Origin of the sequence: Venatorbacter sp. C2-1, from assembly GCF_022832715.1 — a bacterium.
Classification (GTDB): Bacteria; Pseudomonadota; Gammaproteobacteria; order Pseudomonadales; family Oceanobacteraceae; genus Venatoribacter; species Venatoribacter alkanivorans.
In genome coordinates this window covers 3,119,556-3,139,940 of the sequence record NZ_CP094879.1, presented here as the reverse complement: position 1 = coordinate 3,139,940, position 20,385 = coordinate 3,119,556, and the positions used below count along the sequence as shown (strand labels likewise).

Here is a 20,385-nt window from a genome sequence, read left to right as displayed (position 1 = left end):
AATTTTCTAAATCAATATTTGAGTGGATAAACAGTGAGTCCTGATTATGGATGATTACAAAAGAAAAATGGCAATAATAAAGGATAGGAGTCGTTGGAATACACGTAATGTTCTAGTCATAACATCATTGGTAACGATTACTTTATTCGTGGTTGCTCTGTGTTTATCTGATTCTTATGCAAATGTTAAAAGTGTATTGCTAGGTGTGTCGGGTTCATTGGTCTCGAGTGTTTTTATTATTTATATTACATCTGAATATATTATTAGGAATGTAATCAAAGAGCAGATTGTTGATATCTGGGGGTTGGAGGCCATTTATAGAACAAGGGCTGAGATGAACCAATCTACAAATGAAGCTTTAAGAAACTACTGCGGCCGCGTCGATATTATTGCATTTGGCCTTAGCGGATTTAGACAGGCGCGTGAATTAGAGATTAATGCTTTATTATCTCGTGGTGCAACATTTAGGATTTTGAGCTTGGCGCCTGGTAGTGCAATGCTTAAGAATATTGATGAAAGTGAGTCCCTGGTCGAGGGGGCGACTAGAAAGTCAATTGAAGATTTAAAGTCTTGGGCGGATAAGATAAATAAAGAGCTTGGTCGTGAAGCAGTTTGTATCAGGTATTACGATTCCTTACCGCTAGAGTTTTATTTTCGCGTGGCTGATCGTGTTTTTGTTGGGCCTTATCTAAAAAATATGCAGAGCCAGTATGCTATTTCCTACGAATACGTAGGTGGTGAAGGGGTGAATTACTGGAAAGCATATTTTGAAAAAAATTGGAATTCTGCCAGTGAGTAGGCTTCCAGAATATTACGAAGGTAGATACTTTTTTAGTCCAATTTTGGGGTGTGCTGCTCGTTGCCATTATTGCTATATATATGGTTGTGGATTGACAACGAATGTCGAGCTGAATGAGCGTCCCGCTTCAGGGTGCGTAGGTTACTTAACAGAGTCAAAAGCTTTTGTCTCTGGAGTTCATGGATCTATATTGGCAATAGGTGCATGGGGGGACCCATTTCCGAGCCATGACGAAAAGGCCTGTCATTATACCTTGGAATGGCTTATGGAGCTCTCTGAATTAGGGAATCCTATTCAGATAATGAGTAAATATAAACTTTCAGATTATGTTATTGATTCGTTGTCAAAGGCTAATAAATATTTTGGCCACATACTTTACTCTACCTCAATAACTTCAGTCGCTTCTTCAGGTAAGCTCGAGCCATTTGCGGATAGTCCTGCGATGAGATTGTCATCATTAAAGCAATTGAAGATGAACGGCCTTGCTGTAAATGTGATGATTAAGCCTTATTTGTCTGGAGTGACAGATTGTGAGTCACATGATATAGCTATTGCTTTGAAGGAAGCACTAGTTGATTGCTGTGTTGTCGGTGACTTACTTGTTGATAGTAGGGTTTCTAGGGTATTTAAGGCTAATCGCTTACCTGGTGTTCTATGTTCGTCTGGGGGGCGGCAGTCGCTTGACTGTTCCGGAGGGAATAAATATGAAGTTGCTGATAAGTCTGGCTTTGTGAATTTTGAGCGAGAACTGGGTCGGTATGGGGTTAAAGTTTTTAGAAAATCCAGTTGTGTTAGCGCATATATTTTAAGTCGAAATAATCCAGCTAATTACTTTAACCATGATCCGGACGGTTATTGTGTTAAGTGTGGGGCGTGTCAGTAGATGGGGCAGTGCTATAGGCTTCATAAATTCGTAGGTGAGGTTTCGTATAATGAACGTTCGTGATGGAAAGAATGCGTTACAGGAAATTTTTCAAACCCAGCAGTACGTGGATTTTCACGCTATGCTTGCTGGATTGGCGTCTAGTAACGTTGATGTTTTGTGCAATTGTATTGGGGCGCTTTTAAAAGCGAATGGCTTTCCGTATGTTAGTTCGAATTTTGAGGTAGGTAATCTTAATGTTTGGGCTGGCCATATTGAGGGAAAATTAGAAAATGTTCTTATTGTAAATTTAAAAACTTTTGAATGTGGGGGGGCTTATGTTGATTTACTCAGTGTTACTTATAGAGCCCTTTATTTGATAGAAACTAAGTTTTCTGCATTTTGCTATTTGCCGCAAGACATGAGAGAGCGAGAAATAAATTCTGCAATAAGTGAAATAGGTCTTACTGAAGATTTGTATAATCACATTTTAAATAATTGGTGATCTTAATGGGTAGGTTGATAGCTATTGAGGGAATTGATGGTAGCGGAAAGGGTACTCAATCTCAAATGCTGGTTTCGTCTCTGAATAAAAGTGGATTTAAGGCAAAGTTATATAGCTTTCCAGCCTATGACTCCACATTTTTTGGAAAAGAAATAGGTGCTTTTTTGAGAGGGGAGTATGGCCAATTAAATGCTGTGCATCCTAAGCTGGCAGCGCTACTTTTCGCTTCTGATCGTTTGGAATTAAAAAAATGCATTGAGGAAGATTTAGCCAATGGTTTTTATGTTATTTGTGATCGCTATGTCGGTTCCAATGTTGCACATCAAGCTGCCAAGTTAAAGGATGCTGATTTTGAAGATTTTGCAACATGGGTTCAAACATTAGAGTATGAAATATTTGGTCTTCCTAGGCCAGATAAAGTTATATTTTTGGATGTTCCTGTTAGTGTATCTAAAGATTTGGTCCTGAGAAAAAAACAGCGCGTCTACACAGCAGATGCCGAAGATCTTCATGAGTCTGATCATACTTATATGGCCAAAGTCTATGCTGCATATAAGCGCCTTTCAATATCTTCAGGATGGGATGTGATTACTTGTGTGGAGCACGATCATATTCTATCTATGGAGGATATATCCAATCAGTTGACCCGATTAATATCGGTTGAAAAAACAGGCAAGTTTTAATTTGGATATCTTCCCCAGATTGTGTTGATTAGTCTGGAAAATAAACGGGTCATCAGGCCCGTTTTATCAGCAGAACCTTCTCCCGCCAGGTTCAGTGGGAGCTCGGTCGTTGCCGCAGTCTCTTCCGGTGCGGCCTGTTTCGAAGTCGCCGGTTTGGCTTACCGCATGTTATCGATCAGTGTAATGTGCAACGCAGACTGCTTCTGAGTCAGTGTTTTCAGCGCCTGTTCCTGTGTGATCTCGCCCTATTTTTACAAGTGGTAGAGCGCGCCATCAAAGGTCTGTATACCGAGCTTCTCGGATTTACTTATGATCTTTTTAAGATGGGAGGTCAATGCGAATAATCAGATCTTCTACGGTTTTATCGCCCAGTAACACTTCAACGGAGTCAGCGCGTTTGCCATCGGCGATGGCTGTGATAAGGTGGATTTCCGAATAGATGCTGTTTGTCTGTGGCAATAAGATGACAGCAGTTTTTAGAGTCTGGATCGCGAATCAGAAGATGGAAATTCATAAGACGTTGACAGCTGACGAAGCACAGTCCCTTTATAAAACTGACAAAGGCTTTCGGAGAAAGGCTTACTTTAAATGGTGGGTTAAGCATATTGCAGCCATCGCTATACTTGTTTCTCTCTTTTTGGCAGGTTTGTTTATTGGTCAAATACTGAGCGATCACTATAATCACATTATTTGGGTTGCTATCCCGCCGCTATCACTCTGTATTGCTGTGTATGTAAACTACAAAATTGCCAATCCTTTTATATGCAGTGCGTGCGGTAGCGATTCGGTTCAGATAGGGCAGTTTACAATTTATTGCCGTCATTGCGGCATGTCATATCTTTTCTCATGTCTGGCTAAGAAAATGTATAAGAAGGAAGAGGAAAGAAAGAATGCCTGGAAAAAACTTGAAGAAAGGAAAAAGCCAGTAACTCAATTAGAAATAACTGAATGGGAGTCTTTCTTTAGTGTTGCAATGCCAGAAGAGCTGAAAGACATTCTGCTTCAGGAGAATGGGATTGCAGCACCTAATATCAATAGCTCTGATATCATAATGTTATTCAGTGCAGAGATGGCCTTGGATATGTATCACGCACATAAATTTCGAGAGTATTGCTCAAACGCAATTCCTGTAGCAATGCACCCCAGTGGAGATTTAATTGTATACAAGGCTCTTGGCGGGAAGGTGGAGAATACTTACCTGATGAAGTCAGCTAACCCAGGCTGGAGTAGCTCGACCCGAATTAATATCGACTTTTCGCTGTTAAATTTACGGGCATAATATGACATGTATAGAGACCCCGCCGGTGTCATAGGCTAGCTATGCCTTGATTCCGGGCGTTTATATGTCCAATAAGTAGGACGCCTACCCTTAGATTCTCTGATTTGAAGGCTGGATTTCAGATATATCTATTTCTCAGGTTTGCCTGATCAGCTGTTGAAATAAGGACGCAGTTCTGGCCAGAGGCTGCTTTACATCGACCCAAAACCGGATGATCTTTGGCAATCTATTCTTGTATGCCGACCGAGACTTATCTTCTTTACCAGCAAAGGTGCTGAAGCATTGCTCAATCTGCTGTTTATGGTGAGCGCCAGATCTGCTCAATATGTTAGAATTGGTACTTCGTTCGCCATTAAAAAATAACATATAAGCCACAAGGAACGTTTTGATGCTTGCCAGATTAATCTTGTCGGTGTTCTGTCTTATCAGCGGTTCACTGCATGCCCTTGAGCCGATCGCCGATGACAGCCTGAGTGGGACTACCGGAGCTGGGGGAGTTACCATTGAGTCTAAAGTCGAGGTCTGTCAGCGTACGCTGTCTTTGGGCCTTGGTTTCTCCAGTCCGGATATTACGCTGTCCGTGCCACCTGATTTTCAGGGGGGGCGCTATGTCACGTTAGATAAAGAAGGTGAAGGGGCTGTTGAATTCACATTGACAGCAGATGGACAAGTAACGAATCCGGTGACTTATAAATCGATTGGTGATGACAATACAGATCAGCTTTTGCTTACCCTGGTCAAGGGGATGAATGTGAAGTATATCGGTGCAGAAGCTGACCGGGCTGAGAAGTATACGGTTTTTGTGCATATCTCGTTTAAGGATGATTGTCAGCAATATTGACGGTTTTCAGTGTATAAAGATGAGTATTGTAGAGGCTGGTTACAATATGACTACTCTGTGGTTGAAATTTAAACGCGGTCGCTCATTAGGTTTTAAAAAACAGATATATGATTGCAATGGAATGTCATGAAAAAATTAATAAATATTATCCTGTTATCTACAGCGCTGATTTCATTCTCAGCAGTATCTGATGAAGAAAAACCTGTTGAAAATCCTGATTTCGATAGGAAGCAGCTGCTTAAGATTCTTCTCCATCACTACCAATCAATGACAGTTACCTGGTTTATAAATAGTCAGTGTTTCATCTTGTCTTACGAAGAAACAAGAGAATATGAGTTCTATGTGGGAGAGCTGAATAAGGTTGCACAAAAAGAACAAATTGCTCCTCTCGCACACCTCTATACCATGCAAAGAAATGGTGAGCAGGTCTCAAAAATGGAAAAGTACAGGAGTTGTGGTAAGGATGCTGAAAGTGTAGTGAAAGGAAACTTTTCAATCACTAAACGATTGTATGGCGATATTGTTGGTAGTCGGAAGGGTAAGGGGTGATGGTGCTTAATCCTGGGAATTCTCAGATCAGTGCTGGCCCCGCGAAAATTTCTCATGTGTTCATACTATGATTAATAGATGATTCTGACTGATAGAATGTGGCTTGTTCAATATTGAATAGGTTGGAAATTCTTGTGCAGGAGGTGTTGTATGATGGATCTTGCAGTTGTGGTGTTTTTTGTAGAAGTTATTGCTCTTTCTCTGTATATACGGAGAGTAAATGATCTTACTTATCGTGAGACATTTCTGGTTGCTACTGGTTTTCTCAGGTGTAAACGTAACTGGAAGATAAATGTTGGTAATTTTCTGGTTTTTGTAATTCCTTCAGCCATTATTTTTTATGAAATAGAAAGTCGGAAATTTTAAATATCCAGAATTATTGTGATTAATTGATTTTTATAAAGAGATGCACAGGATACCCAGTCTAAAAGGACACCCACTCCCGGAGTCTCTGATAATGCTCCTGCCTGATCAGCGGCTTAACATTTTGTAGATGTTCTGCATCGCTGCCGCTGCTGCGTTTACCTTTGGCATAATTCCGTTACTGCATGCCTGTTCTGCTGAGCGCCGACGGGAAGTGCTGCGCATTCAGCGGCGCTTAAATTGCAGTAACTGGCGTAGCTGGGGGACGGCATAATCTAGGAAATAGCGGACTTTAACCGGTAAGTGGCGGCGCGAGGTGTAAAGGATACTGACCGGCACAGGTTCAGGTTCAGCGCCGGCCAGCAGGATGTTCAGCTGGCCGGCGGCGACGGCATCGGCCACCTGATAATGCAGCAGACGTACGACACCGGTTCCCAGACAGGCCGCGGCCAGTGCCGCCTCGGTTGTGCTGACCCTGAGTCTCGGGGATGGTTGGATTTCGCGGTAACTGCCATCGCCAGCGATAAATACCGGCCAGGAAGGAGACTGAAACGGGGATTCGACCAGTATTGCCGGCAGCTTTTCCAGTGCTTCTGCTGTCTGCGGAACACCGGTCTGTTGCAGTAATGCCGGACTGGCGCAGATGACCGTGCGCATAACCCCGACCTGAGTGGCAATCATGGAGCTGTCCGGCAGTTTGCCGATGCGGATAGCGAGATCGGCATGTTCATCCACCAGATCAATGTTGCGGTCAGACAGCAGCAGACGGACGGTGATGGCCGGATGTTGCTGCAGAAACGCAGACACCAGCGGGGTGATATGGCGGCTGCCAAACATCACCGGTGCGGCAATCACCAGTTCACCGCGTGGTTCAGCATTTTCACCGGCTGCCAGGCGCTCGGCACTGTCGACCTGTTCCAGAATCCGGCAGGCGGAATCCAGATACGTCTGCCCGCTGTCGGTCAGCGTCAGCTTACGGGTGGTACGTACCAGCAGACGCGTACCCAGGTGATTCTCAAGATCGGATACCTTACGGCTGACTGTGGCCAGCGGTACCTTAAGTGCACGGCTGGCAGCCGAAAAGCTGCCGCACTCGGCCACTTTGATAAACAGGGCCATGGCTTCCAGGCGATCCATATACTCTTCCAGTTTCTGAGAGGGTGTTAGTCAATATTGTCTGGTTATTGTCGGTATTGGAAGACCTTAGACTGGTTCTGGTCCGTATCCCAACGGGCCCGATGAACTTAACTGAGGAAAATGCTATGTCCCTTATTGATATTCCCACTCTGGAAAATTCCGCTGCCGATTCCCGCCCTCTGCTGGAGGCTGTTAACCGGCAACTGGGTTCGGTGCCTAACCTGTTCCGTCTGATCGGTGTCAGCCCCGCAGCACTGCAGGCTTACAGCGGTTTTAACGCGGCACTGTCCGGCACTCTGGACGTGAAAACCCGTGAACGTATTGCCCTGGCGGTTGCTCAGGTTAACCGCTGTGATTACTGCCTGTCGGCGCACGCTTATCTGGGGCTGAATCTGGCGAAGCTGAGTCAGGAAGAGATTTCCCGTAATCGTCTGGGCACGTCAGATGACAGCAAGGCCGCGGCTGCTGTGTCTTTTGCGGCACTGGTGGCCGGGGAGCGCGGGCACGTGAATCCGTCTCATTTGGAGGCTGTCCGGGCGGCTGGTTTCAGCGATGCACAGATCATCGAAATCGTGGCGCTGGTTGCCGAAAATACTTTTACCAATTATCTGAATGAGGTAGCCAGAACCGATATCGATTTTCCGGTAGTACGCGCCGCTGATGTGTTCTGACGGACTCCCGGAACAGGGCTGGCCCTGTTCCGGGGGCTCTAATAGGACATCCACCTCAGTGCCACCTCAGTGCCACCTCAGTGATCCTGTAAATGAGCCAAACGGCTGCGTCGCTTGGCTTCGAACCATGAGAGTCAGGCAACGGAACCAGCCTGGATGATTAAATCGAGAGAGTTTTAGCGTTTAATGTTTGCCTTTTCTGCCATAGCTTGCCGCGCGCTTATTTTGGCGCAGCGGCAGCGATTTGCAGAAATTTAATAAAACGTGCTTCGCTGTAACCTTTTTTGGTGTGACCGTTGGCAACAAAAAAGGGAACGTTGGCTTTGCTCGGGTTGTATTTTTCACCCAGTAAAGCCTTTTGCCGTTGCAGTGCTGCCACATCCTGCTCGACGTTGTACTCAATATACGAGATGCCTTCTTTATCCATAAAGGCCCGCGCTTGCTTGCAGTAAGGGCACCAGTCGGTGGCATACAGCTCAACCTGAACATTACGGTAGGCACCGGGCTCGATATACACCCTGCCGGACGCCGCTGATGGCGTTGTTCCGGAAGATGAAGGGTTGAGCACGTAGTAAGCAGCGCCGGCGGCGATCAGAAGAATCAGAATCCTTTGCATAGTAAACTCCTGTAAATGTGCGGGAGTCGAGAATATCGTATTTTTCTTTTTTTGGCTGCAATGTTTGCGGGAGCCTGGCTGATTCTTCAGTCTGAATAACGAACAATAAAAACGGGCCTTAAGGCCCGTTCTTATTTCCAGAAACATCGCCTTATCAGGCGTACGCTTCTTTCTTCTCACCGTCATCCATCAGGCTGAGTTCCAGCCCGGATGCTGCAGGAGCTGCGGCTTTTGGGGCTGTTTGTTTTATTGCTGCTGGCTTGGATTCTGGTTTGTTGTCTCCCAGTTTAATACGCAGGCGCAGGTTGTTTTCTGAGTCGGCGTTTTTCAGTGCCTGTTCAAGGGTAATCTTGCCCTGTTTATACAGATGGTAGAGTGCGCCATCAAAGGTTTGCATGCCGAGGTTTTCGGACTTGTTCATAATCTCTTTGATGGATGGGAAATCGCCTTTAATAATCAGATCTTCTACGGTTTTATTACCCAACAGTACTTCCACGGCGGCAGCGCGTTTACCATCAACAGTGGGAATAAGACGCTGAGAAATAATCGCGCGTACATTCTGGCCAAGGCCCAATAAAATCTGATTGCGGCGCTCTTCCGGAAACATATTCACAATACGCTCAAAGGCCTGGTTGGCATTGTTCGCATGCAGAGTGGAAATGGCCAGATGACCGGTTTCGGCAAAGGCGAGGGCATGTTCCATGGTTTCGGCGTCGCGGATTTCACCAATCAGAATGACATCCGGTGCCTGACGCAGGGTATTTTTTAATGCTGCGGCATAGCTCTTGGTGTCGGTGCCAACTTCGCGCTGGTTAATCACGCTCTTTTTGTGCTTGTGCACAAATTCAATCGGATCTTCGATGGTAATAATATGGCCGTAAGTGGTGGCATTTCGGTGATCAATCAGTGCCGCCAGCGAAGTGGATTTACCAGAACCGGTACCGCCAACAAACAGAATTAAACCACGCTTGGCAGTAATGACGTCTTTCAGAACCGGTGGCAGATTCAGCTGGGCAATATCGGGAATTTCGGTATTGATATTGCGTGCCACCAGTGACACTTCGTGCTGCTGTTTGAATATGTTAATACGGAAGCGGCCGGATGAATTGGACATGGCCATATTCAGTTCCATTTCTTCTTCAAATTCCTGCCGTTGTGCCTCCGACATAATGGAATAGGCAATTTTTTCAATGTCGCCTGGCCCCAGCACGTCACGGCTGATGGGTTTTAACTGTCCCTGAAATTTCGCGCAAGGTGGAGCACCTTTGCTCAGGTAGAGGTCAGAGCCATCGTGTTTTGCCAGAAGGTGAAGCCAGTTTTCGATGCTCATGAGCACTCCTTATTTGCAACGCTTTGTATCTTTTGTTTACGGATTTTTACCCGGGTACGGATCTTTCGGAATTATCCGCTGATGGGAAAATACTAGCAGCTTGGCTGAACTGCCATTCAGCTATTATTGCGGCCTTGCTCACAGAATTACGTTGTAACAATGACAAAGGCTTCACAGAAAGGACCATTATTCCAGTGCGGGGCGGCAGGGTGATGTACGGCTGTGCTGTTTGCTCGTCTTGCCTGGTTTTGTTGCAAGAGAACTCTGACAGTAGATTCTACCTCTATAGCGCGCTCTGGTGTGTGGCTGCATGCCGCCGCGCAGGTGCTCAGACCTGCTTTTTCAGATGGCCGGGTGTGTTTGCAGTTTGTTTATTTGTTGGCTTCTGGCGATACGACAGTGCAGATTCATTATTGCAGCCTGAAATGTTTGAACAGCGCCTGCCGCACTTCCATATAGTTAATATTTCCATTCGGCGCGGGCATACCATAAAAGCGGTGATCACTACCGCGGTATGCCACCAGTACATCACATATTTTTATTGGTGGGCCGCTGGGGGCGCCGCTTTTGCTTTTGGCTCTTACCCATTCGCAGTCGATCACCGAGATATGTTCATGGCTTATTTTTTCATATGAAAGCCCGGCGGTACTTTCAAACCAGATAAACAGGGTTAACAGCACCAGCAGCGGCAAACACAGGTAAGCATGGTGCAATACGGCTTTGCTATAACGAAAAGCCAGCCAGGGAACGGCGACCATATTGCCAACAAGCAGCACAAATAACACCGTATCGCCCAGCATCAAAAATAAGCGTGTGTCGCTGACTGCCATCAACAGCATGGGAGCAATAAGCAGAACTTCCAGAATGACGGCGCAGCTGACACGGGTACCGGGGTTGCGTGCAAAAAGAGCGAGCAGAACAAGGCTGATGCCGAGATACGCCAGTGATAAAAACACCGGTATCGCCAGCGGTGAGATAACGACCAGGAAAATATTTTCGCGGGCAATATCCAGTGCCGGAATATTGACAATAATCAGCGCACAGAGATAAAGGCTGAGCAGAGTGATCAGGCTGGCCCACGGAGCATTAAGCATGGCCATAAAAATCCTGCCCAGCACCCGGTTGCAAAAGCCGGTGATATAACTGACCGGTGGGAGCATGCGCAAATCGGTGCCGTTCTGGTCTTGCGGATGATTCTGTGGCTCAGGGGCTTTGCTGTTCATTGTTGTGTTCTTGGCTGAATGTTAGTCGTATTGTCCGAACGCCGTTTAAACCGGATCTGGATATACAGGAAACTACGGAAAATCCGGTTTGCTGTCAGGTTGGCTTAATGGGTATTAACAGGCCTGCGTGATTATGCCAGCAGGTGTCGATAGTAAGTGCGACGGCCATCGCAAACTGCATGGTGAGTGCAGCGTTTACCTGATCTTATCTTTACCTTTATCAGTTGCAACCTTTAAACTCCGGGCGAACTTATCAATACGGGATAGCAAATGTTCAGGCTTTCTGAGATTGCATTAATTGCACTGGTTGTCCTTTTAACCGGCTGTGACAGCGATTTTGCTGAGCTTAAATTCGGCAGCCCGGTGGTGGCCGATAAGGTCGATTACAGTAACGGCAGCTGGATCAGACCGGTATACCGCCAGGAGATTGAGAGTATTCTCACCGCAGCCGGCGCCGATCCGGATCTGGTAAAAATACACCACGATAAAGATGATTACCGTGGCCAGACCATATTGCTCAGCACACCGATGTTTGGTGGTATTACAACAGAGCAGAAAACAGCCATTAAAACCGCACTGGATAGCGTAGTCGCGGGCAGAAGCAACAGCCTTAATGCACGCTTTATCCTGCATCCGCAAGCGCCGGACAGTGAGATAGCGGACACAGAAAACGAGAGCTACCGTGAGGCTGTCGCCACGCTTGAGGCAGAATATAATACTGAGCTGACACTGGATGATGTGATCATTGGTATCGCATATAGCCTGAGTGATACCTATATGGCTGCGCTGCAGGGCAACAGAGAAAGCAGCGGTGAGGCATTATGTACCGTCAGTATGACGCTGTCGCCATTGCTGCCTTTTCGCGATATTAAGATTGTGTCGCAGGATAATCAGGTTACCGGATTTGCTTTGGTTAAGCCGATGAACCGTGGCTTTGCCAGCTACGATATTCCGGCGGATATCCATGTGGATTATCCGCTGTTACAGACAAAACTCGATGATAAAGAAGCCCTTATTTCCACTGAACTGACCAATAGTGATCAGTCGCCGTTAAACCGTGGTGAAATTAAAACGCTGGAAATTCAGGTAGGGCCGATAAAAGAAGTGAAACATCAGCTTGGCAAAATGAATAATATGTCGATTTTTGCTCTTAAAGACACATGCCGGAAAATGGCTGCAGAGAAGCTGGGGCGGCCCTTTACCTACAGTATGGGAGAGTCGTTTGACCGCCTTGAGTCTGTCCGCTTTTTGTAGCGGACGATAAGCTTTCAGGAAACAAGGTGCCCTGATTTTTTCGCGGTTAAAAACACCTTAACGAAGCCAACAATCTGCCTGTCAATTTGTGGTAGAGTTTTGCCAGTGATTCTCTAACGGTGGAAATAAACATGATCAGACCAGGTGTAATGATGCTGGCTCTGCTGCTGCCTTTAAGTGGTTATGCGGCAGATAAAATCAGAGTTCTGGCAGTGGGGGATGAAGCATCCTGTGAGCTGGTATCCCAGCAGGTGTGTTCAACCACCAGTATGAATCCGGCCGAAGAATGTCTGGCCTGGCATAAAAAGCAGGCAGCCGATGCCGGTGCTGATGCCCTGCTGATTCGTGGGTCAGAAGACTCGCGCCGTAATAAGCCTTCGCTGACCGGTATGAAAACCGTGGTTACCACCAAAGTGTCGGCAGATTATTACCGTTGTGCTGCAGCGGTCAGTGTTGCGGAAATTGTTGCGGAAACTGTAGTAAAAGACTCTGAGGGCTGGAGCACCGTAGAGAAGCGTTTACTGGTGCTGGAATCACTGAAATCCAAAGGCCTGATTTCGGATACGGAATACCAGTTAAAGCGTCAGGATATTCTTAAGGACCTGTAATTTATATGACTGCAGCACGGCACTGAGGCTTTGGCTGGTCAGTGCTGCAATCATTGATAGTATTCTTTGCAATGGATTGCTTATAGAATGCGCGCCGACTTGAAGGACTAAGGAGCGCACTACATTGAAGGATTTCCGTTCTGCTTTGCGTATTGCCCTGCTGGGCAGCGTTATATTCGCCCATTTTGCCACTGCAGATGGCTTGTCAGAATACCGTGCCCTTATTGGTTTTGATATACGTTCTTCCGACTCAGACAGTATGGAGACCGATAGCCGCAAACTGAGAGGGAAATTATTTTTTTCGCCAGTGAATACCCGTAATGACTACCCTATGGAGCTGCAGGAGTATTTTAACCGCAGCAGTTCGGTGTATCTGAGCCGTACCGCCGCCACTCAGGAATCAGTCATTAATGCCAGCAGTCATCATCTTGGTAAAGGACTGACACTGGCTTCAGCGCAAAGCCCCCTTGTATTCAGCTGGTCAAAACTGGAGACGCAGGATGCCGATGTAAATGCGCTGGTAAGCTTCTCTGGTCGTCAGGATGCGATGGCGGATCAGGCGGCAGATACTAAGTCTCTGGGAATATATATTGATGAGTTCTTTGTGCGTTTCAGTCGCACTGAGCTGGATTCAATGCTGAAGTACAAATATGGCGAGAGCATACATATTTCTGGATTGTCTCCCATTGCAGGTGATCATTATTACTTACAGGTGGATAGCAGGAAAACATCTGATGAACTGGCAGTGATGTATACTGACCGCATGTCGGATGGAACGTATTTTTCGGCGGGTATGAGCCTGGTTTTTTCTGATATTAATGAGGAAATATCAGATCTGAATTATTTCGTACCATTAATGCTGGGTAGTGATCCGGATTTCCCGGGTGCTTTAGTCAACAAAGTGTCGGTAAAGCGATCCTCTGACGAAGAGCTCTGGCGTTACTATGCAACCTGGTACCCCAATCGTTATTCCTACATTAAGACTGAGTATTCCCGTGGTCTTAATCAGGGGATTGCTTTACAGGGTGGCGCCTATCTTACCTACCGGATGTCTGTGTACGCGTCTTTTGTTCATGGAAGTGGCAGCCATAATCCTGCAAAAGTGACAATGGCTGGCCTGGAGTATCTGTTTTAGCGGGTTAATAGCTATTGGCGGCAATACGCTGCCCATTCCTCCAGTGCTGTCAGCACCAGCGGAAAGGGCAGGGTAACCGGGGTCAGGTTGTCACCCGGATATAAGCAATCAAGCAGAAAGCCTTCTGCGTTGCATTCGAATTCATAGCCGTTACCGCAGCCGGAAAATTCTTTAATGTTTCCTGTGGTATAGCGCCGGATACCAGTAATCAGTTCTTCTGCCTGTGTGGCTGAATGCTGTACGTCCAGAACCAGAAAACCCTGTAATGCCTGATGCGCGGGGCTGGCGTCATAGCTGCTCCAGCGAAAATTTTCTGTACTCACGGATAAGTATTTGTCGTGTAGATCGGGAAGCCCGTGTTGATTTTGCTGCTGTCGTCCGGCAGAACCGCTGTGGCAATTTCAAAGTGCTTAGCCGGAAATCCTTTGCAGTATTTATTTTCGCTATCGTTATCCGGTGCGTTCGGGCCGCATTTTGCCCAGCTCGGATTGGCGCAGTTGCCGCTGGCGTTTTGCTGTGCAAATACGATAGAAGCATTGACCTGAGCCTGGGTGCAGTGATCCGGGAACATGGAGCTGAAAGATTTAATGTGAGTACTTTTATTAAAACTCAGGGCAATTTTTTTAAGGGTGTAGATGCCGGAGGCATTCGGGGAGTCCCCTTTTTGTGAGCTGAGGTAGTCACTGGGCGGCTGGTTTTGCGGCATGGAATGAAAGCCTTTGGCATTACCGCTTTTTGCTGGTTCACCACAAAAAATATGATGCTGGTTAACCTGCATGCCTTCTATTGGAGTACTCCACTCGCTGAGATTACTGCAGTTTATGCCGTCAGCAAGGGACAAGGCCGGGAGTATCAGGGCTGATATAAATAAGAGTGTTTTCATGGATCCTTCCTTTGGTACTCGGGATTATTTCATTGCTCACAGAGCGGGAGTCGGGCGTCCGTCAGACTCCAGAGGGGCGCTTTATAGCAGAATATTGGCGAGATACAAGAAAAATGGCCGATATTAACCTGCTTAACTGACTGCGCCGCCAGTTAAAGGAGGGGGAGTATCCTGTTGGTGTGGGCTTATTTGCTGGAATATTGCGCGGAATTGTCTTATTTCATCCGCTGAGGTGTCTAATTCGCCAGAATTGGTCGGAATATTGAAACAGTTTGGCTACAAAACCTCTGTTTACACTGAACACATTACCGTTAGACTGCTACGATTTTCGTAGTATTTTCTGGGTCTGACATGTCTAAACAACAAAAACTAAGCGTGTTACTGGTCATTCTGCTGCTGGCCGGTGGTTATTGGTGGTGGTGGCATCAGGGCCGTGAAGATACCGATAACGCCTATGTAAAAGCCGATATCGTACCGGTCATGAGCCGTATTCAGGGGACGGTAACGGCGACTCCCGCACCGGCCAACCGCCTGGTAGCCGAAGGCGATGTGCTGCTGCAGCTGGACCCGGCGTTGTATCAGGCGAAGCTGGCGGAGGCGGAGGCTGTGCAGGCTGAGGCGGAAGCGCGTCTGGTGCATCTGGCCGACCGTGAGAACGCTCAGCAATCGCAGATTGTCGCCGCCCGTGCCAGCGTGGCTGCCGCCGATGCCGAATGGCGCCGTACGGTGCAGCAGGCTGATCGCCTGTTGCAGTTAATGGGTAAACAATATGTGTCGCAGGATGATCTGGATGCGGCCGAACTGAATAAGGCAGCGGCGCAGGCGCGCCTCAATCAGGCCAAGGCTCAGCTGGCTGCACAGCAGGCCAACCTGGTGACGCTGAGTGGTGAAAAGCCACAGCTGGCTGCCGAGGTGGCCAAGGCTGCGGCGGCGGTACAGCGGGCGCAGCTGGAGCTGGATTACACCACCATCCGTGCGCCGCGTGCGGGGATTGTAACCAGTCGTCAGGTGCAGGTGGGGCAGAGTGTTGAGCCGGGTATTCGTCTGCTCAGTCTGGTGACTGAACCGATCTGGGTGTACGCCAATTTTAAAGAAACCCAGGTTGCCGCTATGGTGGTGGGTCAGGCCGTCGATATTCATGTGGATGCGTTGGGCGGCAAAGTACTGAAAGGCCATATTGACAGCTTCTTTGCTGCCACCGGCTCTGAATTTGCGTTGCTGCCACCACAAAATGCGACCGGCAATTTCACCAAGGTGATTCAGCGTTTACCGGTAAAAATTCTGTTTGATGACGATCAGGATCTGAGCGCGGTGCGTCCGGGCATGTCGCTGGAAGTGACGGTTTTTACTGAATGAGCGAGCGCTTTCCCAAGCACTGGCTGGCCATCAGTGGCGCTCTGTTGGGCGCTTTTATGGCCATTCTCGATATCCAGATTACCAACTCATCGCTGAAGGATATTCAGGCGGCGCTGGGTGCGACGCTGGAAGAATCGTCCTGGATTGCGACCTCGTATCTGGTCGCCGAGATGATCGCTATTCCGCTCTGTGGTTTCTTTGCTGCCTGGCTATCGCCGCGGCGTTATCTGCTGTGGAACGGTACGATATTTATTCTCGCCTCACTGGCCTGTTCTTTTGCCTGGAATCTGGAGTCGATGATTGTCTTCCGCGCCGTGCAGGGCTTCAGTGGCGGCGCGCTGATTCCGATGGCCTTTACCCTGATTATTACCCTGCTGCCGCTGGATAAGCGTCCTCTGGGAATGGCGTTGTTTGGTGTTACAGCGACCTTCGCGCCAACCATTGGCCCGACGCTGGGCGGCTGGCTGACCGAAGCCTTCAGCTGGCATTACATCTTCTATCTGAATGTTATTCCCGGTATCGCCGTATTAATGTTGCTGGCGGCGGGTCTGGATAAAGAAGAAGGTGATCCGGAACAGCTTAAAAAAATCGATCTTTTCGGCATGCTGACCATGGCTCTCGGCCTGGGCTGTCTGGAGATCATGCTGGAAGAAGGCGCGCGCGACGATTGGTTCGACGCCGAATATATCCGCTGGCTGGGGCTGGTTTCGGCCATGAGCCTGTTTCTGTTTGTGCGCAAACAGCTGACTACGGAACATCCGCTGGTGGACCTGCGCCTGTTCCGCAGTCTCGATTTTTCTCTCGCCTGTGTGGCGTACTTTGTTCTTGGTGCAGGTTTATTCGGCTCGGTGTATCTGGTGCCGTTATATCTGGCATCGGTACATGACTATACAGCGCTGGATATTGGCCTGGTATTAATGTGGGTCGGCTTTCCACAGTTGCCTTTCTTTCCGCTGATTCCCCGTCTGCTGAAATTTATTGACGCCAAATATCTGGTGGCTTTTGGCTTCTTTGTGGTTGGCGGCAGTATGTGGATGAATATGCATATGAGCATCGATTACAACGGCTCTTATCTTATTCCGGCACTGCTGGTTCGTGCTCTGGGGCAGCCATTTATTATGGTGCCGCTGTCGATTATGTCGTCGCAGAATCTCGACCCCAAAGATGCTCCCTCGGCTTCTACGCTGTTTAATGTGATGCGTAATCTGGGCGGCGCTGTGGGGATTGCTCTGCTGGCAACCCTGCTGTCGGAACGCACCGATTACCATCTGGCTGAGCTTAAGCAGACGCTGGTCAGTGGCAGTCAGAATTTGGCGGAATACCTGCGCCTGCTCGGAGGCGCTCTGGAGAGTGGCGGGGGCAGTGCCGATCAGAGCTATGGTGTCTTGATGAAGGAAGTAACTCAGCAGGCCATGATGATGTCTTATAACGAGGCTTTCTTTGTGCTCGGGCTGACCCTGATGGTTGCTGCCCTGGCATCGCTGGCAATCCGTTCGGCTGATAAGCAGGCAGCAGGGGCTGAAGCCGCTGTTCATTAATATTGCCGGTTGTTATTAAAGCCGCAGGCGGAGTTTTCCGGCTGCGGCTTTTTTGTTGCCGATTCTGCAACTGGCCGGTAAACCTGCCCGCTTCCGAAAGTTTCCTGCGGCCCGTTTTGCGTCAATTATCCATCCCGAATTTGTTTATATAATTCTTTATTATTAGATTTATAAATTTGTTAACAACGTCTGAGATATTGCGCAGCTGTCCTGATTGGTGAGTAATATTGTCCGGATGCGTGATTGCATTCCGGATGCTATTTGTCCTCAGTAAAAAATTGTCGGATAAGTTGCATTAATTCTTATTTTTTCTGTTCCTGTCTCTGGCCTTAAGGGAATGCTCTGGGTAATATCCGCGGCCGTTCCGGGCATTGTTACAACGATTATTCTAAAGCCGCTGATGGCAAACGATGTGCCAGTTTTTTTTAGCAAGGCTAAAAGGATTTTATCGTGTCATTCTCACTGCGTTATCCGTGGCTGGTTATTGTTGCCGCCATGATACTAATAATAAGTCTGACAACAGGGGCGACAAAGCTGTCATTTGTGTCAGACTTCCGGGTTTATTTCAGTGCTGATAATCCGCAGCTGCTGAGCTTTGAGCAGCTTGAAAAGGATTTTAATAAACAGGATACGCTGACGTTTCTGTTGCAGCCGTCATCGTCAGCCACTGTGCTTGATCCCCTTGCGCTGAATGAAATTGCGCAACTCACCCAGGCCGCCTGGGAAATTCCCTACGCCCGTCGGGTAGATTCTCTTACCAATTATCAGCGTATTCAGTCTGCTGATGACAATATTAATATCGATGATTTCTATCGGCCCGAGCAAGCGTCTGCTTGGGATATTGCGGGTGAGTTGGAATATATCCGGACTCAGCCCGATCTGCTGAATCGTCTGGTCAATAAAGACGGCGATCTGGCATTAATTATTGTCAGCCTTTCATTACCGGACGGTGACGAAAAAGCAACCGCCGAACTGGTCGCCTATACCCGTGAATTACTCGCCGCCACAGAATTGCAGTATCTGGATGTGCAGCTGTTTGGTACGGCGATTATTAATCTGGCGCTGGCTGAAGCCGTAGAGCGCGATATGGGAGCCTTGATTCCGGCCAGTTATTTACTGATTTTCGCCGGTATCTTTTTTCTGACCCGCTCTCTGGCCGGTACTTTTCTGGCATTAACCCTGACGCTGCTGAGTGTAATGGCGACCTTTGGTGCTCTGGGGTGGGCCGGTGCGCTGGGACTGACAACGGCACGCCTGACTCCGGTGGTGGGTGTTGTGCCATCGATGATTATGATTATCGTAATTGCTGACTGTCTGCATATTCTGGCGACCTATCAGCATGGGCTGCGTGCCGGTATGAGCAAAGTACCTGCACTGGCGGAAGCGGTTAAATCCAATATCCGTCCGGTGTGGATTACTTCGATTACTACTGCGCTTGGTTTGTTGTGCCTGAATTTCAGTGAGTCTCCGCCATATCGCGACCTGGGCAATTTAGTCGCTTTTGCCGCGCTGTTAGCTGCGGTGCTGAGTCTGACTCTGTTTATTGCTGCATTGCGTGTTTTACCACAGCCAAAAATACAGCCGGGCCGGACGCTGGCGCATCCCGGACAATGGCTCAGTGGTTTATTGCTGACATTCTGGCAGCGGGTATTACAGCCGCATCCGCGGGCGTTACTGCTGGGGGCGGTCATTGTTTCAGCGATGCTGGCAGCAGGTGTCAGCCACCTGAAATTCAATGAGCAGTGGCATCAGTATTACGATGAATCCTTTGCGGTTCGCCAGGCACTGGATTTGCAGAACGATAAACTTAACGGCGTTAATTTTATTCAGTACCGCATCGCGGCACAGGATGGTGGCTCGCTGTACCGTACCGAACCTATGCAACAGTTGCAGCAACTGGCTGAGCATCTGGAAACCTTTGCCGAAGTCGGTTTTGTTGACAGTCTGCATCAGCCATTACTGACACTGAATCAGGCACTGCATGATGGCGATAAAGATTACTACCGCATTCCCGCTTCCGATGAGCAGGTCGCTCAGGCAATGCTGTTGTACGAAATGTCTCTGCCTTTTGGCATGGGCCTGAATGAGCGTCTTACTATTGATCAGACCGCCAGCCGTTTTACCGTGCACTTATTCAAGCGTACATCGCGTGAATTAGTGGCCTTTGATCAGGCGTTACTCGACTGGGCGGCAGAACATACTCCGGCGCTGAGTATCGCTCCGGGCAGTGGTCTGGATATGGTGTTCGCCCAGATTTCTGACCGTAACAGCATCAGCCTGTTTCAGGGCACATTACTGGCGTTGGTATTAATTTCGGCGGTGATGATGCTGGTACTGCGTTCGGTACGCCTCGGGTTGATCAGTCTGGTGCCGAATTTACTGCCGGCACTGCTGGCCTACGGTATCTGGGGTTATATCAGCGGCCATGTTGATCTGGGGTTGAGTATTGTTGCCTGTATGAGTCTTGGTCTGGTGGTTGATGACACCGTGCATTTTCTTGCCAAGTACCGCAGCGCCAGGGCCAGAGGTGAAAGCACCGAAGCGGCTATCGAATACGCATTTTCTACCGTTGGCGTGGCCATGATTATTACCAGCCTGGTACTGGCCGCCGGTTTTGCACTGTTGCTGTTGTCACCTTTTTCGCCCACCTGGGGCATGGGTGGGCTGATGGCTCTGACGGTTATCGTTGCCTTACTGGCCGATCTTATTCTTTTACCTTTGTTGCTGATGCTGTTGGATCGCGACTGAATTTT

21 protein-coding genes are annotated in these 20,385 nt (G+C 48.1%); 15 read left to right on the top strand and 6 right to left on the bottom strand.

Going from position 1 to position 20,385, the window contains the following annotated elements:
• Window positions 1-46: 46 nt before the first annotated feature.
• The 8 genes from MT343_RS14085 to MT343_RS14050 all read left to right on the top strand — a co-directional run bounded on the left by MT343_RS14085 (window position 47) and on the right by MT343_RS14050 (window position 5,884).
• Entirely contained in the window at window positions 47-799 is a 753-nt protein-coding gene (locus tag MT343_RS14085) for a hypothetical protein (protein ID WP_145465944.1), read from the top strand.
• Window positions 768-1,682 (top strand): hypothetical protein, encoded by a 915-nt coding sequence (locus MT343_RS14080; RefSeq protein WP_145465943.1) that lies wholly within the window; start codon window positions 768-770, stop codon window positions 1,680-1,682. Before MT343_RS14085 ends, MT343_RS14080 begins: the two co-directional genes overlap by 32 nt.
• Before the next feature lie 49 nt (window positions 1,683-1,731).
• A complete protein-coding gene (locus tag MT343_RS14075) occupies window positions 1,732-2,166 on the top strand; it encodes a hypothetical protein (RefSeq protein ID WP_145465942.1) in 435 nt (144 codons plus the stop codon).
• A gap of 5 nt (window positions 2,167-2,171) precedes the next feature.
• Window positions 2,172-2,849 carry a dTMP kinase gene (gene tmk / locus MT343_RS14070; protein WP_145465941.1) on the top strand — a complete coding sequence of 226 codons (678 nt, stop codon included), beginning with the start codon at window positions 2,172-2,174 and terminating at the stop codon, window positions 2,847-2,849.
• Window positions 2,850-3,351: 502 nt separating this feature from the next.
• Complete coding sequence (locus MT343_RS14065; protein ID WP_145465940.1) at window positions 3,352-4,128, top strand: SMI1/KNR4 family protein; 777 nt, start codon at window positions 3,352-3,354, stop codon at window positions 4,126-4,128.
• Window positions 4,129-4,516: 388 nt separating this feature from the next.
• A complete protein-coding gene (locus tag MT343_RS14060; protein WP_145465939.1) occupies window positions 4,517-4,969 on the top strand; it encodes a hypothetical protein in 453 nt (150 codons plus the stop codon).
• Window positions 4,970-5,095: 126 nt separating this feature from the next.
• The gene (locus MT343_RS14055; protein ID WP_145465938.1) at window positions 5,096-5,518 is read left to right on the top strand and encodes a hypothetical protein; all 423 of its coding nucleotides are present in this window, start codon (window positions 5,096-5,098) and stop codon (window positions 5,516-5,518) included.
• Window positions 5,519-5,668: 150 nt separating this feature from the next.
• Window positions 5,669-5,884, top strand: a complete 216-nt coding sequence (locus MT343_RS14050) for a hypothetical protein (RefSeq protein ID WP_145465937.1) — start codon at window positions 5,669-5,671, stop codon at window positions 5,882-5,884.
• 222 nt (window positions 5,885-6,106) lie between these two features.
• Here the strand turns inward: MT343_RS14050 and MT343_RS14045 are convergent, their stop codons facing one another.
• Complete coding sequence (locus MT343_RS14045) at window positions 6,107-7,018, bottom strand: LysR family transcriptional regulator (RefSeq protein WP_145465936.1); 912 nt, start codon at window positions 7,016-7,018, stop codon at window positions 6,107-6,109.
• A gap of 125 nt (window positions 7,019-7,143) precedes the next feature.
• Here MT343_RS14045 and MT343_RS14040 point away from each other — a divergent pair, with 125 nt between their 5' ends.
• The gene (locus MT343_RS14040; protein ID WP_145465935.1) at window positions 7,144-7,689 is read left to right on the top strand and encodes a carboxymuconolactone decarboxylase family protein; all 546 of its coding nucleotides are present in this window, start codon (window positions 7,144-7,146) and stop codon (window positions 7,687-7,689) included.
• Window positions 7,690-7,909: 220 nt separating this feature from the next.
• Here MT343_RS14040 and MT343_RS14035 read toward each other — a convergent pair whose 3' ends face one another.
• The 3 genes from MT343_RS14035 to MT343_RS14025 all read right to left on the bottom strand — a co-directional run bounded on the left by MT343_RS14035 (window position 7,910) and on the right by MT343_RS14025 (window position 10,858).
• Window positions 7,910-8,305 carry a glutaredoxin family protein gene (locus MT343_RS14035; RefSeq protein WP_145465934.1) on the bottom strand — a complete coding sequence of 132 codons (396 nt, stop codon included), beginning with the start codon at window positions 8,303-8,305 and terminating at the stop codon, window positions 7,910-7,912.
• A 154-nt stretch (window positions 8,306-8,459) separates the two neighbouring features.
• Window positions 8,460-9,635 (bottom strand): PilT/PilU family type 4a pilus ATPase, encoded by a 1,176-nt coding sequence (locus tag MT343_RS14030; protein WP_145465933.1) that lies wholly within the window; start codon window positions 9,633-9,635, stop codon window positions 8,460-8,462.
• A gap of 410 nt (window positions 9,636-10,045) precedes the next feature.
• Window positions 10,046-10,858: a hypothetical protein gene (locus tag MT343_RS14025; protein ID WP_145465932.1), complete on the bottom strand. Its 813-nt coding sequence runs from the start codon at window positions 10,856-10,858 to the stop codon at window positions 10,046-10,048.
• 270 nt (window positions 10,859-11,128) lie between these two features.
• On the opposite strand from MT343_RS14025, the gene MT343_RS14020 reads away from it, so the two are divergent.
• The 3 genes from MT343_RS14020 to MT343_RS14010 all read left to right on the top strand — a co-directional run bounded on the left by MT343_RS14020 (window position 11,129) and on the right by MT343_RS14010 (window position 13,855).
• Window positions 11,129-12,112 (top strand): hypothetical protein, encoded by a 984-nt coding sequence (locus MT343_RS14020; RefSeq protein ID WP_145465931.1) that lies wholly within the window; start codon window positions 11,129-11,131, stop codon window positions 12,110-12,112.
• Between the two features lie 131 nt (window positions 12,113-12,243).
• Window positions 12,244-12,720, top strand: coding sequence for a hypothetical protein (locus tag MT343_RS14015; RefSeq protein ID WP_145465930.1), 477 nt, complete (start codon window positions 12,244-12,246; stop codon window positions 12,718-12,720).
• 124 nt (window positions 12,721-12,844) lie between these two features.
• Window positions 12,845-13,855 carry a hypothetical protein gene (locus MT343_RS14010; RefSeq protein WP_145465929.1) on the top strand — a complete coding sequence of 337 codons (1,011 nt, stop codon included), beginning with the start codon at window positions 12,845-12,847 and terminating at the stop codon, window positions 13,853-13,855.
• Between the two features lie 11 nt (window positions 13,856-13,866).
• Here MT343_RS14010 and MT343_RS14005 read toward each other — a convergent pair whose 3' ends face one another.
• Entirely contained in the window at window positions 13,867-14,178 is a 312-nt protein-coding gene (locus tag MT343_RS14005; RefSeq protein ID WP_145465928.1) for a hypothetical protein, read from the bottom strand.
• Complete coding sequence (locus MT343_RS14000) at window positions 14,175-14,738, bottom strand: EndoU domain-containing protein (RefSeq protein WP_145465927.1); 564 nt, start codon at window positions 14,736-14,738, stop codon at window positions 14,175-14,177. Before MT343_RS14000 ends, MT343_RS14005 begins: the two co-directional genes overlap by 4 nt.
• Window positions 14,739-15,089: 351 nt before the next feature.
• Here MT343_RS14000 and MT343_RS13995 point away from each other — a divergent pair, with 351 nt between their 5' ends.
• From MT343_RS13995 to MT343_RS13985, 3 genes are all read left to right on the top strand, one after another.
• The gene (locus MT343_RS13995; protein ID WP_145465925.1) at window positions 15,090-16,094 is read left to right on the top strand and encodes an HlyD family secretion protein; all 1,005 of its coding nucleotides are present in this window, start codon (window positions 15,090-15,092) and stop codon (window positions 16,092-16,094) included.
• Window positions 16,091-17,632 carry a DHA2 family efflux MFS transporter permease subunit gene (locus MT343_RS13990; protein ID WP_145465923.1) on the top strand — a complete coding sequence of 514 codons (1,542 nt, stop codon included), beginning with the start codon at window positions 16,091-16,093 and terminating at the stop codon, window positions 17,630-17,632. The genes MT343_RS13995 and MT343_RS13990 overlap by 4 nt, the downstream gene beginning before the upstream one ends.
• Window positions 17,633-18,082: 450 nt before the next feature.
• Window positions 18,083-20,380, top strand: coding sequence for an efflux RND transporter permease subunit (locus MT343_RS13985; RefSeq protein ID WP_145465921.1), 2,298 nt, complete (start codon window positions 18,083-18,085; stop codon window positions 20,378-20,380).
• Window positions 20,381-20,385 lie beyond the last annotated feature (5 nt).